Raw genomic sequence first — 15940 nt, forward strand, 5'->3', positions numbered from 1 at the left:
AAGCATACAGATGTGTGACTAACAGGGAACAGATTATTAAATGAATGATTTACTAATGCGTATCCATGCGGTGCTGATGCATCAGTTTGACTGGCTGGTTCGTAAAAATTTCAGCTACAGAATGAACGAAGCAGCACTGCTCTTTCTTGATGACCTCACACTCTTTCGACCGACGGCTGATGCCGACACGATGCTCAGGCTGGATACCTTTTTCACTGATTATTTAATGGAGCACCTACCAGAAGAGCTTCAGCGCATCCTCGCAAAAATTGTTTCTTCCACTAAGTCTGCTGTTCCTGATTTCGACTTCAGGAAGATAGAGAGCCTGACTGCCTCCAAAGGGTTCGGTAAAGGCCATAACCCGCACATAAACGGCAGCTGGTACAAAAATTTGTCCGCATGGGGGAAAGGGATGTTCCCGGGTAAGAATCTGCGATCGGAAACCCTGCAGGACTGGCAGGAAAATATCCGGCATATAGAGCGTGAAGGATTCAGACCGGACGGGCCGGTCAACGTTCTGTACTACGAATGGTACAAGCGGTATGTGGTTTCAAACACCGGCGGTTCTCACCACGCGGCCAAGGTTATTTATCAGGCTCTCCGGGATAACTTCACCTATAACAGGGAAGCCGTGGTGGAATATCTGTCTATCGATACTGAAGCCGTTCGCGAGCTGGAGGCCCGGTATGTTGCGTTCATTTACCGGCCACAAAAGGAAGACGCCACGGGGTACAGACGAGACGCTGACACTGGCTTTCAGCTGTCTCTTAGTGAGCTGGTCGGTGTGCATATTGGCTATCTCCAGCCTGTACATTACAGCGAGAACATCAGGATGGCATTCATTCCTCGTTTAGAGCTGAAAGTGGATGAAGCGCGACTCAGTCAGTGGATGACCACAGCAATACAGGCGGGGAAAATTATCTCGCTGACAGACTACCTGAAAAATCCGGGGCCATTTCACGTTAAGCCTTATGTCCATGAAGTAAACGCTCCTTTGCTTAGAAGCCCGTATGACTCCTGACATGTCTGCGGGCTCAAGCAGCGGCAGTTGCAGTAATAAGCCGGACTCTTCCGGCAACTAAACACTCATATAAAACGGAAAACAAGGATTTTGATGATGTTTGATACCAACGTCAGAAGCACATCAGAGAGCTACTCTGCGGCGGCTTGTTCGCCCGCGAACCTGGTCACTTTACGGGATGGGGAAAATAAAATATGGGTCATCCAGAAAGAGTTGATTGCTTTTATTCGCGAAGATAAATACGGGAAGGAATGCCGCGTGGTGCTGTCCAATCAGGAATGGTTCAGCGTGCCGATGGCCGCGGAGTCACTGGTCACCGCGCTGGGCCTGCAGTCGCTTCCCCCGGTCTGAGAAGAAAGGAACCAGACATGAAAAAAACGACACCGGTGCCTCACGATGCGGCCTTTAAGGCCTTCCTGACGCATCCCGATACCGCCCGTGACTTTATCGAGCTGCACCTGCCGGCGGAGCTTCGCGCCGTCTGCGACCTCAGCACGCTAAAACTTGAGTCGGGCAGCTTCGTGGAGGAAAGCCTTCGCGCCTACTACAGCGACGTACTTTACAGGCTGAAAACCGCCGCCGGCGACGGCTACATTCACGTGCTCATCGAGCACCAGTCGACGCCCGATCGCCACATGGCGTTCCGCCTGATGCGCTACGCCGTGGCCGCCATGCAGCGCCACCTCGATGCTGGCCATAAAAAGCTACCGCTGGTCATTCCCGTGCTGTTCTACACCGGACGGCGCAGCCCGTACCCGTACTCCACCGACTGGCTGCAGGAGTTTGACGACCCGGCACTGGCCGGGAGCCTCTACGGCGCTCCGTTCCCGCTGGTCGACGTCACGGTTATCCCGGACGAGGAGATCATGAACCATCGCAGCATGGCGGCGCTTACGCTGCTGCAGAAGCACATTCACCGGCGCGACCTTGCCGACCTGCTGGACCGGCTGGCCGCCACCCTGATGGCCGGTCACCTGACGGGACAGCAGCTGGTTTCACTGATAAACTACCTCGTACAGGCGGGCGAAACCGACGATGCCGAAGCCTTCGTACGCAACCTGGCGCAGAGAGTGCCGCAGCATGAGGACGAACTGATGACGATTGCACAGCAGCTTGAGCAGAAGGGCCTGGAGAAAGGGCGCATGGAAGGGCGGCAGGAAGGGCGGCAGGAAGGTAAAATGGAGGTTGCCCGCAACCTGCTGGCAAAAGGCATTCCGCTGGAGTCGGTAAGGGAACTGACCGGACTGTCAGACGACGATCTCGCAAAAATTCGCCACTGATTTATCCAGGGATAACGAAACCATGCCCAATGAATTGACGAAATTAATTGACGGCGGCGCCCAGGCTCTGTCGTCCTGGCTGCCGGCAGGGTTACGCACGCTGCTGAATGACGGCGCTCATCTGATGAACTCATGGATGGACATGAACCAGGTGACAGAGCTGACCGGCGTGATCATGATTGCAGGGCTGTTTATTACCGGGCTCTCGATGATCGGCATTATGCTGGGATCGCCAGCCTCATCGCATCAGAAGTAAACCGGGCCCCTGCCAGGGGGCTTATGTCCATACCTGCCCCGGACGTCATCGCCTTTCATTCTCCCTTCGGTTCCTTTTGATAAACCGGATCGGTCCCGCGCGGGAACTGCAGTGCCAGATTACGGTAATACTGCAGCCGTTCCCTGAAGTATTCGCGCAATTCCTCTGGCTGCTGCCTTTCAGCTTCGGCCGGGATAACGGGAAGGTTAAGGCGCTCTTTATATGCCACACCTGAGGCGGCAAGATCCACGTTGACCTTTGCGCGTTCTTCCGTGCTTCGTGCAGCTAAATTGTGTTTCATGTTAAATCCTCCTGACGTCAGTATACCCCGCTATCCTTACAGCAGGAGGTGTCTATGTGTGGACGATTTGCGCAGTACAGCAGCCGTGATGAGTATTTTGACTCACTCGGACTGAAACCAGACGAAATCACGTTCGACCCGGAGCCCATTGGCCGCTTCAACGTGGCGCCCGGCACAAAGGTGCTGCTCCTCAGCGAGCGTGAGGATGCGCTGCACCTCGATCCCGTGTTCTGGGGTTACGGCCCGGAGTGGTGGGATAAGCAGCCGCTCATTAACGCACGCGGCGAAACGGCAGCGAGCGGGCGCATGTTTAAGCCGCTGTGGAACCACGGGCGCGCCATTGTGCCGGCTGACGGCTGGTTCGAATGGCAGAAAGAGGGCGGGAAAAAGCAGCCGTTCTTCATCTTCCACAGAAAAAAGCAGCCCCTGTTTTTTGCCGCCATCGGTAAGCAGCCTTACGGACAGAGCCACGGTAAGGAAGGGTTTGTCATTGTGACCTCATCGAGTAACCAGGGTATGGTCGACATCCACGATCGCAGGCCGCTAGTGATCGCTGCTGATGCCGTCCGTGAATGGCTGAGTGCTGACACCACACCACAACGGGCAGAAGAAATCGCCCGTGATGCGGCAGTTCCGGAGAAGGACTTCACCTGGCGCCCGGTGAGCGCGAAGGTGGGCAACATCCATAATCAGGGTAGTGAGCTTATTGAACCCGCTCAGTAAGAAATACTTCACCCTCATAAACAAGTAGCTGGCCTTGTTACGGCTGACTTCCCCAATTAGACTGGCCTTACCTTTTCAGAAACTTCACGAAATCTAAACACATTAATGAAAATGCAATTGCAGTCCGTACAGGCTCTGCGCGGACTGGCCGCGCTCTCGGTGATGGCCTATCACTATCGTGAGGAAATTGATGCACAGTTCTCCGGCCTGGGAAGTTCCATGTTTAACTGGGGGCTCACCGGGGTAGACCTTTTTTTTGTGCTGAGTGGCTTTGTTATAACTCTCTCAGTTTCACGCATGAATTCCGGAGTTGCGTCAGCGGCTGACTTTCTTAAGCGTCGTGCAGCTCGCCTGTTACCTGCCTATTTCATTCTGCTTGCCGTTAACTTCCTGCTTGGCGGAGCAATGGCCACCTTCCACTACCCCGATAAGGTCCTGAATCTGATCAGCGCGCTGACTCTGACCGTTGCTTATACGCAGCACGGACCTTTCTATGTTGATGACGGTGGATTGTATGGGGTCCGGTGGACGCTCAATTATGAGTTTCTGTTTTATCTGCTGATGTCCGTATCCCTGCTGACCCGATGGCGCTGGGCTGCATTAGCTGTTCTGCTGACGACACTCCTCATCGTCGTTCCCGTCGCCAGTGGACAGAATCTGACGCTGAATACAGCCGGTTATGACTTCCCGCATGGCTACCTGAACCTGATGAGCAACCCAATTATCTGGGAATTTGCTGCGGGAGTAGTGACGGGGCTCCTGTGGCCGCACATGCGCAAATTGCCGGTTGCAGCACGTATTCCGATGCTTGTTGCAGGCATCCTGCTGGCCGTAATTCAGATCGTACTAAATCGCCATGTGGGCCATGGTTTAACTGAATCCGGTACGGTGCTGGCATTGTTATTAGCAGCCGTTGCCTTTAACGATGACTGGCTGGCTCGTATCACACCAGGATGGCTGGTATTCATCGGCGACATATCCTTTTCGCTCTACCTGTTGCATATGGTGACCATGCGGGTAGTGAAAAAAAACCTGCCCGTAGAGGGTGTCATGCTTTTTATAACAGCGATGATTGCGTCGGTGTTCCTGGCCTGGCTGTCTCGTCGTTATGTCGAACCTTTGGGCCAAAAGCTGTTTATGCGCGGGGCGACTTCACGCTCCCCGTCAGATTCAAAAGAAATGAGCAGGCGTACCGAAGCACGAAACATCTGACGTACAATAAAAGCGCGGGGAAGATGAGTGTCCCCGCGGCATGTCCTCAGTATTTCCGCTAATAAGAATGCTGTTTAAAGAATCGTCCGGAAGTGATTTATTTGATTAGGGGAATATCACTGAGTCGCGTCGTGTATCTGGGCGAGAGCATTTCTCTTTTCATCTGCCAGCTGCTGTCACGCGCTCCCTGCCCTGCAAACCAGACCTTTCCCCTCCCGGAACGATTTATCTTATCAAGAGCTGACATCAGCGCATCGGCGTTTGCACGCGGCTGCTGTTCACTGAACATGTCATACAGCGCCACACCCGACTGATAGAAATCGGCCAGACTGACGCCGGCTTTTGCGTACCGGTATCCGGCGTATCGCTGCCCGCCGTCACGTTCAGTGCCGGACAGGGCGCATATTCCGTTGCGGCTGTCGGACGCAGCAGACCGGCACACCCGGCCAGAAAAAGCTGTATCCCCTCCCCCGCTGCCCGCACGTAGCCGGGCGCGTCAGCGCTCCCTTCCATCAGCGCTCTGACCTTCGAAACTTCACTTTCCGGGCCTGTGACCCGCAGCCTGTTGGCACACCAGTTCGGCATGTCGACTACTCCGTTAAGGTTTGCACGGTGCCATCTGCACCGTGCCGCCACTGCAGCCGGGCGGACAGCTGAGCAAACAGGGGCGACAACGGAAGCCGCACGCGCCGCCGGAGCGGACTGAATGTCCCGCGCGGCGGGGAACGGGTGAGTATGTCGGCGAAGCTTCCCTTGTTGGTGAGGCCGCCCGGCTAAGGTGGAGGCACGGTGCAGCTTAATCAGCCGAAGCACGGCTATGGCCACACGGGTCATTAACCGGCGTCAGGCGAAACGATGACGCCGTTAAGCAGCGGAGCGCAGCGACTTCCGTCTTAACGTGCCGGCGATAAGCGCAGGATGATTTCTGAAAAAATGCAGAAACTGCACTTTTTCAGCGCTATGATAAGAGAAAACCGTGAGGGGAAATGCACATGACGGGATGGCAGCTGAGGCTGTGGCGGAAAGGCTTGCTCTGGAGCCGTGAACGGGCCGCCGCAGAACTGGGGGTGAGCCTGCGCACCTATCTGATATATGAAAATGCCGACGCCGTTAAGCGATCGGTGGCCATGGCCACGGTGACACTGTCGCTCATCAACCTTATGCCGGCACTGCGATCCGATCAGCTGAGCAAGGAGCTCCTGCTGCAGATGCTGCAGGATATGACCGGCGACGTGGCAGAAAATGAAACTGAACAGCTTTAAGGCAGATGAGCCTGCTGGGCTGCTTTTCCTGTTCCACCCTGCTTGTAAGATAAATTTCTCCCATTAACACTGTATACATAAACAGCATTACTCAGAGGAGGATTTATTATGCGCTACGCACACACAGCCACTGCCGGTCCGGATGTAATTCGCCCGGAGGCCTCATCATGAAACCCGCAACCTGTGCTCAGGGCCTGATGCCGTTCTGGCCACCTCTCAATACGCCCCGGGTTCGCGTACCGCTCTTTGCCGAGCCCTGTGCGGCCGGCTTCTCCTCCCCGGCCGCGGATTACGTTGAAAAAGAGCTGGACCTCAACGAGCTGTGCATCCGCCGGCGCGCCTCCACCTTTTTTATTCGCGCCAGCGGCAGCAGCATGGAAGGCCTCGGTCTTTATGACGGCGATGTCATGGAGGTTGACCGGGCAGAAGAAGCCGCGCACGGCGACATCGTCATCGCGGAGGTAGACGGCGGATTCACGGTCAAGCCCCTGCAGCTGCAGCCGCGCCTTGCGCTGCTGCCCATGAATCCGGCTTACCCCGTCATCTATCCGGAAGAGCTGCAGCTGCTTGGCGTGGTCACATGGTTTTTTAACAGTACGCGCGCGCGCCGGAGGTAACCATGCCTATGTTTGGATTAGCCGACGCGAACAAGTTTTATGCCCGATGCGAGACCTTGTTCCGCCCAGACCTGCGCGGCAAACCCGTGGTGGTGTTAAGCAATAACGATGGCTGTGTTATCGCGAGATCCGTCGAAGCCATAGCTTTGAATATAAAAATGGGTATGCCCTGGTTTCAGCTTAAAGCACAGGAATACCCTGAAAAAGTTCAGCTTTTTTCAAGCAATTACGCCTTACACCATTCAATATCGCAGCGGGTAATGACTGCACTAGAGGAGCTGACGCCGAAGGTTGAGCAATACAGTATCGATGAGAAGTTTTTGGATCTCACCAGTATTGATGGCTGTGAAGGTTTTGAGCATTTTGAGCGCTGGCTGCGCGCCCATGTTCTCGCAACTACAGGCCTTACTGTTGGCGTTGGTATGGAGCCAACTAAAAATCTGGCAAAATCCGCGCAGTAGGCAAATAAAGAATGGAAGCAAGTCAGGGACGTCCTGGTTTTAACGCCCGGCAATCATCAACGATCTTAGACGCTACTGCATAATTAGCCAGTAGAAGAAATATAGGGTGTAGGTCGCCGCATTGGTAAAAGACTTAACCTGATAGGTATTAAAACCGCTCTGCAGTTAACCCGCGCACACCCACAATATATACGTGACAACTTCAGCGTTGTGCTGGAATGCACATTCAGGGAGCTCAATGGGAAAGCATGCATCCCACTGGAAGAGTTTGCGCCTGCCAAACAGCAAATAGTTTGTAGTCGAAGTTTTGGTGAACGCATCACCATAAAAACCGGTATGCAGCAGGCCTTGTGTCAATACGCTACGCGCGCGGCAGAAAAGCTTCGTAGCGAGCGACAGTACTGTCGCCACGTTAGCGTTTTTATTCGCACATCACCTCATGCAAACGGTGAAGTCTTTTATGGAAAAAGCGCGGGCGAGAAGTTAACGATTCCTAAACAGTATACGCGCGAGATTATTAAAGTCGCTATGTGTTCACTCGATCACATCTGGCTAGAAGGACGCCGTTACATGAATGCAGGCATAATGCTTGACGACTTCACGCCAAATGGCGTCAGCCAACTGAACCTGTTTGATGATAACCAGCCTGAGGCTAATAGTGCGAAGCTGATGAAAGTGCTCGACGGCATCAATCAATCTGGCCTGGTAAATGTTTGGTTTGCGGGGCAGGGTATTAATATAGAGTGGAAGATGAAAAGAGAAATGTTGTCACCGGCATGGACATCGAACTGGAAAGATATCCCCGTAGCAAAAGTATACTGATGCTAAGTAAAAACAAATACCCCTGGCAATTGAGGCATATTTCCAGCATCAATCACGTTGAAGCCCCGGGAATTTCAGCTTGAAATATTACAAAATTAATTATTAAAAACAACAATTTAATATACTTTTTTGGTGGGTAATTCTATCTGAAATTTAATTATCATTCTCTACATCTAAAGTCCTCATCTGTAGTGAGTCCTTAACTCATGCGCAGCCAACCTTGGTACAACAAATAAAACGAATCCGAACAGAGGCAGGGGAGGGCGGTCTTTAGGCCTCTCATTGAATATAGTTACAGTCATCGACACAGAAAATCGCGCCCGTGCAACATTTTTATGAATATCAAAAAATGTTGCACGGGCAAATTATAAATGTACACTCATTTTATTGATTGCCAATGGAGTTGAGTGATGAAAAGTACTTACGGTGGCGTGGATGAAACAGCCCGCAGGGCGACCGCAATGCTGCGCAGTATGAGCGATGACATAATAGGGAAGCGTCACGAGTTTGGCCTAGATAAGTATTACCAGACTTACACACGTAATACTGTGGCAAACATGCCAAAACTGAGTCGCCGCGCAGTAGAGCAGGCGATTGCAGAGATGGAAGAAGAAGGGTATGTCTTTGGAAAAAAAGATGCAGGCAATGCCAAGCACTATGCTCTGACAGTACAGGATGTAGTGGACATCTATGAACACCGTAAAGTGCCCAAATATCGTGAGCTCCACGAAGAAGGTGGTCCGTTTACTATTTTCATCGTCAATCTTAAAGGTGGCGTGTCCAAGACTGTTAGTACCGTAACGCTTGCGCATGGGCTGCGCGTCCATCCCGATCTTCTGCAATATGACCTGCGCATTTTGGTTGTTGATCTTGACCCGCAGGCATCCAGCACGATGTTCCTTAATCATTTAAGCAGTATTGGTTCCATTATGGAAACCGCCGCTCAGGCCATGTTGAATGATCTGGATGCGGAACAGATAAAGGAAGACATTATTCTTCCAACCATTATACCTGGAGTGGATATTATTCCGGCGTCCATTGATGATGGCTTCGTGGCCAGTCAGTGGAAGGAACTCGTGAGCGAGCACCTGCCTGGCATGAAGCCTTCTGAAGTACTGCGCCGCAATATCATTGATCGCGTCGGTAAGGACTACGATTTCATTTTTATCGATACCGGGCCACACCTTGATGCCTTTATGCTCAATGCGATTGCCGCAAGCGATCTACTTTTGACACCAACGCCGCCAGCCCAGGTTGACTTCCATTCCACATTAAAATATCTGACACGTTTGCCAGAAATGCTGGAGAAGCTTGAGGATGAAGGCATTACTCCAAGAATCAAAGGCAACATTGGATTTATGTCAAAGATGACCTCTAAGCGTGATCATGAGATGACGCATGGTTTGGCGCGAGACGTCTTCACGTCATACATTCTGGACGCGACGTTGCCACGCCTTGATGGGTTTGAGCGCTGCGGTGAAACCTTTGACACAATAGTCAGTGCCGATCCTCAGTCATATCCGGGTAGTGCGGAAGCATTAAAAAATGCAAAGCGCGAGGCGGAACGGTTTACGCAGGCAGTATTTAAAAGAATTGAGTTCGTGAGGGGGATGAAATGAAGAAAGAGCTGAAAGGGTTAGGGCGTTCAGTAAGTGAATCCAGCTTTTCTAAAAAATTAAGCGAGACAGACGGCAACCGAACTTTTGTCCTGAAATCAGGTGCCGAAGCAAGTTTTACGCTCACACATGTACTTCACGACGAAATTGAACAGCAAACTTTCGTTGATGCCGGCGTAAACGGCCGTGATCAGTCATTCATCACCAAGGAGTCGGTTAGTGACATTGCCCGCACTATTAAGCTTCAACAATTCTTCCCGGCGATCGGCAGAGAAGTAGAAGGGCGGATTGAAGTACTGGATGGCTCTCGCCGCCGTGCAGCCTGCATATTTAATGGCGCGGCTTTTGATGTTTTGGTGACTAAAGACGATTTATCACTGGCTGATGCCCGTCAACTGGCGATCGATATCCAGACGGCGAAAGAGCACACATTACGTGAACTGGGTAAACGACTAAAGCTGATGTATCCGGAAGGAACGACGCAGTCTGAAATGGCGAAGGCAGAGGGCATATCGCCCGCTAAAATCACCCGCGCTTTTCAGGCCGCATCAGTGCCCGATGAAATGATCGGCGTATTCCCCTCCGTTAACGAGCTTTCAATCAGCGATTATCAGGCTTTGCTTGATGTAGCGGAGAAGGCCAACGTTAAAAACATCTCCATTAGCGACCTTGTGATTAACGTCCTTGAGAAAATGGACGAAGATACCAATTTGACGGCTGATGAGACGGCTTACAAAGCCAAGATTATTGGTTATTTCCGCACTGAAGTCGCTGGCCTAAAAAGCGGCAAACCAGCCTCTAAGGTCGTGACTATTAAGATGGCGGATTTTGCGGATAAGAAGCAGTTCGCGCGCAAGAAGACTGATTCAGAAAAGCGACTCGTTACATATGAGTTTGCTCGCCTTCCAGCAGTTTATCAGGCGGAGCTTGATGCTGCTGTTAAAGAAGTAATAGCGCGAATGCAGGCTGAAAGTAATAACTAATTAACACCATCATATGAAAGAGACACTTTTCAGCCTGTGAGCTGTTTGTGTCTCATTCAAGCAAGCAGAAAAAGTGAAACGCCCCCCCTATAAAACCCACTGTAACTTCCTGTAATTAGTAAAAAGTTTCTAAATGTTTCACATTGAAATTCCCAGATAACTGCTTACCTGCCCCAAGATTAGATAAAACCTTAAGTTAGTAATGTCGGTTGGTTTTTCTCCATATTTCCCGGTCCGCCAATCCGTTGCGAATTCTGATGGTGTCTGGTAATCCAGCGATGAATGGAGACGACACTCGTTATAATACTGTCGCCAGCCATTAATCGTTTTCCGGGCATGAAGAATAACGCTGAACCAATGTTCATTTAGACACTCATCGCGAAAGCGTCCGTTAAAACTCTCAATAAATCCGTTCTGCGTTGGCTTACCTGGCTGGATAAGCAGTAGTTCCACACCATACTTAAAGGCCCATTGATCGAGCGCGCGGCAGGTAAATTCCGGGCCCTGATCGGTTCTTATTGTCGCCGGATAGCCCCGAAACAGCGCGATGCTGTCCATAATACGCGTGACCTGAACACCTGAAAAACCGAAAGCAGCGGTGATCCTCAGACACTCCTCGTTAAATCATCCACGCATGTCAGGCACTTAATCCGGTGGCCGCTGGCAAGTTCATCCATGACAAACTCCATCGACCATGTCAGGTTTGGCGCATCCGGACGAAGAAGCGGAAGCCGCTCAGTCGCCAGCCCCTTACGGCGTCGCCTGCGCTTTACGCTTAGGCCGTTGAGATGACAGATGCGATATACCCGTTTATGGTTGAAGTAAAAGCCCTCCCGGCGCAGTAGCTGTCAGATGCGTCGATAACCACAGCGGCGGCGTTCAGTTGCCAGCTATGTAATGCGTAGAGACAGTTGCGCGTCAGCAGCCGGACGCTGAGCCCCATAACGACAGGTTGAAAGGGACAGACCTGCTAACCTGCAGGCTCGACGTTGCGACAGATCCGTAGCCTTACACATGGCCTCCATAGCTTCCCGCTTCTGGTCTGTAGTCAGAACTTTCGGCCCAGAGCCACCTGAAATGCCTTCTTATCCGGCATGGCTTCAGCTAGCAACTTCTTGGAGCGGGCTTTCTCCTCTTCAAGTGAATTGAGCCGCTTTACTTTGGGAGCTTCCATACCACCAAGCTTCTTGTGGCAGGTGTAGAAGGTAGCGTCTGAAATAGCATGCTTGCGGCAGAGTTCCCGAGCCGAAACCCCGGCTTTGGCCTCGCGGAGAATACTGATGATCTGTTCGTCGGAAAATCACTTCTTCATGGGGACGTCCTCATGTGACTAATGAAGACATTACTAACATCGAGGTGTATTAATAAACGGGGAGCTGGTCAACTAGTATCTGTTGATGGCTTATAAAATAGCAGTTTTTTTCGTAAATTCAGCTCCTTCATTAAATGCACGTGTTAGCAGACTTTTGTTAGCACTTTTCAATGAAGACCACTATAGCGAGTAAGTTACTCTCTACAGTGGTCTTCAACCCATAAAAATGGTCTTCAGGCTTGATTTCCAAACCAAGTAATTAGAAAAATTCATTTTTAAACAATGCATTGAGCATCAGTAAGTACCACTCGGTCATCCTCCTATACCCTAGATCCCCGGCATTTTATGCATAAAAAACTACCTATTATCCCTGTTTTGATATACGAAACTTACGAGTCAATTAGCCAAGAGTAAGAACTCTTTCGTGTAGTGGTGCTCCTTGGCTTTTTACGGTTAGGCAGCCCTGCACAAGTACTCTAATTCGTAGTCTATAAAGATCGTGCTTAACTATTATCCTCTAAATGCGCAATATTTTTCATAAGCTAATGGTTATATCGTTCGTCTGGACTTTATCCACGTTATCCACAGGCCAGATCCAATAACTTGATCCTAATATGATCCCATCAAGATCCTAAACAGATCCCTAAATCGCTGCAGGCCATGGTGTTAAAGGCTTAAACCCCTATAGATGACTGCTATAGTGAGCGTAATGACTATTGTAGCGAGCAACTTGACCGCTATAGAGAGCTCTGAGGACCTTTATAGTGAGAACATAATGACTGCTATAGTGAGTAAACGCCTGATTTACTGGTTAATAAATCATTTAGATGATTATTTGAGCTCAGCCTTTCTGCTAAAGGGCTCGGCTTCGCTTGTAATCTCTTGAACTCTTAGTTTTAAATAGTTATGCATCTAAAACAGCACCATAAATTGGCAATAATTCGTTTTTAAAGTTATCAACTTACTAGATCCGATAACAGATCCATATAAGAACCTAGATGTTCCTAATAGATCCCGGTACGTTAAGGAGCCTTAATCTAACTGGGTTTACTAATAATCTCCGACCGCTATAGCGAGAAAAAGACTACTGTAGAGAGTAATTAACCCGCTATAGTGAGTAGAATAACCGCTGTAGTGAGTGCTAGTATCCACTTTAACGAGTAACGGCGATTATCGCTTGTTCATATCACGGATTTTCAAATGCCGAAAAAAGAACAAGAAATCAACCTGATAGCTGAAGCGTTCAGTGAAACGGATAAACGAACTGGTGAAGTTATTCACCTTACGCCCAACAGCAACAATACTGTTCAGCCAGTAGCGTTAATGAGGCTAGGTCTATTTGTCCCAACACTGAAATCCACCGCTAATGGTCGGAAGAATCAGATGTCCTCTATGGACGTAACTGATGAGCTTAAACAACTCTCGATCGTTAAGGCAGAAGGTTATGAAAACATCAAGATCACTGGCGCACGCCTTGATATGGATAACGACTTTAAAGCATGGGTCGGGATCATTCATGCCTTTGCGAAATACAAAGTGCTGGGCGATAGCGTAACGCTCCCCTTTGTTGATTTCGCCAAACTATGTGGCATTCCCTCATTGCGCTCGTCTGCGAAGCTTAGAACGCGTCTGGAGGCCTCTCTAACGCGTATTGCTACCAACACCATCCACTTTGCTAACAAAGAGGGTGAATATTACGTTACGCATCTGGTTCAGTCAGCTAAATACAGTGTCAAAAATGACACCGTGACATTGCAGGCTGATCCTAAGATTTTTGAACTTTATCAGTTTGATCGCAAGGTATTGCTTCAGCTACGCGCTATCAACGAATTAGCGCGCAAAGAGTCTGCTCAGGCACTTTACACATTCATTGAGAGCTTACCCCCTGATCCCGCCCCGGTGTCCATGCAGCGCCTTCAGGCGCGCTTAAATTTGACCTCGCGGCCTAATACACAATATGCAACCGTCAGAAGGGCTATGGAGCAGCTGAAAGAGATTGGGTATCTCGATTACACGGAGTTCAAACGAGGATCGACGGTCTACTTCTCAATCCACTACCGGCAACCTAAGTTAAGGCCTGCAAATATCCCAATCAGTCTCCCTGAACTTGAAGACGATGAATTGGATAGTGACCATGAAATTGCTCTGGCTGAAAAGCCAGTGAAGCCGAGAACAGCTCCTAAAGCCAAGGAGGGAGCTGCCGGCAAGATGGTCATGTTGTCAGAAGAAGAGCTGGTTATGCTGGAAACCATCAGGAAGCGCAAGAATAACTAAAGTCAAATACTGACAAGAGATGGCACTCAACTATGAGTGCTTTTTTTAAACTTTGAATAACTAAGACCGCTGTAGTGAGAAGGCTACTCGCTATAGCGGTCTTTAAATGGGTCATAAATGTGACTGTTATCACTCTCACTACAGTGGTCATTTAATTTAATTTTAGGGAGGTGACTTTAAATAATATTTAAAATTAGTAACTTATCTCACATCAAAACTAACTGCTTTATTGAGAAAACGCTAATTAATGCCCCGTCGGTTTTGACTGCTGTAGCGAGAAGACATAACGGCGTAAGCTTAACTTTTTACAGAGCGTCCTGATCACTGCCCTTATAATTTTGGTCACAAAGCATGTTGGTAATGACTAACTGTGCGCATTACCATTAGGCTCTGTCATTTAATATAAAGCCATCTATTTGGACTTTAGTCTTTATACTCATCACAGCGGTCATTAACATCTACTCGTTATAGCGGTCATCCTAGTTCTACGTCTCGACTACTCACTACAGCAGTCGTTACTCCCCATAGCGGTCATTGCTTATTACTAATTACTACTCATAAGATGAATATGTGGAGTCATCCAAGCTCATAGGTAAATCTACGCTTTATTTTGAGCATATAAGGAGCCCATTGCCCACCACGATTTTTTCCATTCGTTTAGAGAAGAAGCTGTCCGCCAGATGTTCGAGTGGAGCTATTCCGTCGCGGACTTTTCTGAACATTTTGGCTTCTCGCAACACTGCCTATACAAATAGGGCGGCTGCATGATACCAGCTGTTAGCGGGGACCGGGCATGGGATATGCTGGATGCCCAGACGGAGATACCCCGACTGAAAGCGCAGCTCAAGCGAACTGAGGAGGAGCGGGATATCCTGAAAAAGGTGGCGCGTTACTTTGCAAGGGAGCCCGATTAAAGTCCCGCTTCATTAACGCTCACCATCAGTTCTGGTCGAGCACACTGATGTGTCAGGTTCTGAAGGTTCCCCACTCCGGTTTTTACATCTGGCTCTACTGACCGGTATCAGTCGCAGAACAGGATAATAAGCGGTTGCTGACTCTTGTATCCTGATTGGAGGCGGCTGTGGATCTCCGCGGGTCCACAGCGACCTGCAAGGAACATGGGGACGTCCGTCAGTAATCGCTCCTAACTATCAACCTGCAGCGCAAGCAGGCCCGGCTTATTAAGCCTGTTCTTTAGAGGCTGATTACCGGAAACGGCCGCATGGATGTCTTGTTTAAATACTTCTTTTGAGCGCGACGTCAGCGGCAGCACTTCATTTACCTGGCTTTTGCAAAGTAAAACTGGAGCGATTTAAATGCTTCTCAATGCGGTGTGGAAAGGATGTAGACATACGAGTTCTTGCGTAAAGCTTCTCAATAAACCACCATTTTGGCAAAAATAATACCCTTTCCGAGGTATCGCTGTTCCGGTAGGCCGCGCTGCCAGGTCTGAAACGATGTATGAAAAGGCCGGGATGTGGTGTGATCCTGTCATACAACGCGCCTGCCATCACGTGACGAAGGCCAGAACCGTATTACCCGCCGGTGAATATCGACTGCAGCACAGTAGAAAGCAAGCTCTGCTGAACGACAGACAGCCTATGGCCCGCGGCAATGCGTTATTAACAAAGGTCCCCAGGGCGCCACCAACATACCTTAATAAATTTCACGCCGATATGATTCCGCAGCAGGACAACGCACGCATCGCCTAGCGCATCCTCAGAAAAACCCTGATTAAAAGAGTGGCTTTTATCCATGGCGATTTTCTAATCCATGTGGTTGTATTAATTGAGTTTTATT

Annotated in this window: 12 protein-coding genes and 5 pseudogenes; 13 read left to right on the plus strand and 4 right to left on the minus strand. The window is 49.9% G+C overall.

From position 1 onward, the window contains the following. Positions 1–40: 40 nt before the first annotated feature. The 4 genes from ACVLVH_RS22510 (at position 41) to ACVLVH_RS22525 (ending at position 2557) form a co-directional block, all read left to right on the plus strand. A complete protein-coding gene (locus tag ACVLVH_RS22510) occupies positions 41–1021 on the plus strand; it encodes a DUF6685 family protein (protein WP_498950097.1) in 981 nt (326 codons plus the stop codon). 93 nt (positions 1022–1114) lie between these two features. Next, entirely contained in the window at positions 1115–1372 is a 258-nt protein-coding gene (locus ACVLVH_RS22515; protein ID WP_498950099.1) for a hypothetical protein, read from the plus strand. Between the two features lie 17 nt (positions 1373–1389). Further along, entirely contained in the window at positions 1390–2301 is a 912-nt protein-coding gene (locus tag ACVLVH_RS22520; protein WP_498950101.1) for an Rpn family recombination-promoting nuclease/putative transposase, read from the plus strand. 22 nt (positions 2302–2323) lie between these two features. After that, positions 2324–2557, plus strand: coding sequence for a hypothetical protein (locus tag ACVLVH_RS22525; RefSeq protein ID WP_498950102.1), 234 nt, complete (start codon positions 2324–2326; stop codon positions 2555–2557). Positions 2558–2612: 55 nt separating this feature from the next. On the opposite strand, the gene ACVLVH_RS22530 is transcribed toward ACVLVH_RS22525, so the two are convergent. Further along, positions 2613–2858, minus strand: a complete 246-nt coding sequence (locus tag ACVLVH_RS22530; protein ID WP_222213582.1) for a DNA polymerase III subunit theta — start codon at positions 2856–2858, stop codon at positions 2613–2615. 54 nt (positions 2859–2912) lie between these two features. On the opposite strand from ACVLVH_RS22530, the gene ACVLVH_RS22535 reads away from it, so the two are divergent. Together ACVLVH_RS22535 and ACVLVH_RS22540 are read left to right on the plus strand one after the other, a co-directional pair. Continuing rightward, positions 2913–3581 (plus strand): SOS response-associated peptidase family protein, encoded by a 669-nt coding sequence (locus ACVLVH_RS22535; RefSeq protein ID WP_498950104.1) that lies wholly within the window; start codon positions 2913–2915, stop codon positions 3579–3581. Between the two features lie 105 nt (positions 3582–3686). Further along, on the plus strand, positions 3687–4793 hold the full coding sequence (locus tag ACVLVH_RS22540; protein WP_498950106.1) for an acyltransferase family protein: 1107 nt from the start codon (positions 3687–3689) through the stop codon (positions 4791–4793). A gap of 97 nt (positions 4794–4890) precedes the next feature. Here ACVLVH_RS22540 and ACVLVH_RS22545 read toward each other — a convergent pair. Both ACVLVH_RS22545 and ACVLVH_RS22550 read right to left on the minus strand, forming a co-directional pair. Further along, a pseudogene (locus ACVLVH_RS22545) lies at positions 4891–5151 on the minus strand (DUF4113 domain-containing protein); the annotation flags it as partial. Then, positions 5040–5627 (minus strand): DUF1281 domain-containing protein, encoded by a 588-nt coding sequence (locus tag ACVLVH_RS22550; protein WP_498950108.1) that lies wholly within the window; start codon positions 5625–5627, stop codon positions 5040–5042. The gene ACVLVH_RS22550 and the pseudogene ACVLVH_RS22545, both read right to left, overlap by 112 nt. Positions 5628–5785: 158 nt before the next feature. On the opposite strand from ACVLVH_RS22550, the gene ACVLVH_RS22555 reads away from it, so the two are divergent. From ACVLVH_RS22555 to ACVLVH_RS22575, 5 genes and pseudogenes are all read left to right on the plus strand, one after another. Beyond that, complete coding sequence (locus tag ACVLVH_RS22555; protein WP_498950110.1) at positions 5786–6055, plus strand: XRE family transcriptional regulator; 270 nt, start codon at positions 5786–5788, stop codon at positions 6053–6055. Positions 6056–6252: 197 nt separating this feature from the next. Beyond that, the gene (gene umuD / locus ACVLVH_RS22560) at positions 6253–6672 is read left to right on the plus strand and encodes a translesion error-prone DNA polymerase V autoproteolytic subunit (RefSeq protein WP_498950133.1); all 420 of its coding nucleotides are present in this window, start codon (positions 6253–6255) and stop codon (positions 6670–6672) included. An 8-nt stretch (positions 6673–6680) separates the two neighbouring features. Further along, positions 6681–7955: pseudogene (gene umuC / locus ACVLVH_RS22565) on the plus strand (translesion error-prone DNA polymerase V subunit UmuC). Between the two features lie 410 nt (positions 7956–8365). Continuing rightward, the gene (locus ACVLVH_RS22570; RefSeq protein WP_498950112.1) at positions 8366–9574 is read left to right on the plus strand and encodes an AAA family ATPase; all 1209 of its coding nucleotides are present in this window, start codon (positions 8366–8368) and stop codon (positions 9572–9574) included. Then, positions 9571–10554, plus strand: coding sequence for a ParB family protein (locus ACVLVH_RS22575; RefSeq protein ID WP_498950113.1), 984 nt, complete (start codon positions 9571–9573; stop codon positions 10552–10554). Before ACVLVH_RS22570 ends, ACVLVH_RS22575 begins: the two co-directional genes overlap by 4 nt. 138 nt (positions 10555–10692) lie before the next feature. On the opposite strand, the pseudogene ACVLVH_RS22580 reads toward ACVLVH_RS22575, so the two are convergent. Continuing rightward, positions 10693–11839 (minus strand): annotated as a pseudogene (locus ACVLVH_RS22580) (IS3 family transposase). A 1227-nt stretch (positions 11840–13066) separates the two neighbouring features. On the opposite strand from ACVLVH_RS22580, the pseudogene ACVLVH_RS22585 reads away from it, so the two are divergent. Together ACVLVH_RS22585 and ACVLVH_RS22590 are read left to right on the plus strand one after the other, a co-directional pair. Beyond that, a pseudogene (locus ACVLVH_RS22585) lies at positions 13067–13958 on the plus strand (RepB family plasmid replication initiator protein); the annotation flags it as partial. Positions 13959–14820: 862 nt separating this feature from the next. Then, positions 14821–15289: pseudogene (locus tag ACVLVH_RS22590) on the plus strand (transposase family protein); the annotation flags it as partial. Positions 15290–15940 lie beyond the last annotated feature (651 nt).

The organism is Kluyvera sp. 1366, assembly GCF_054823405.1.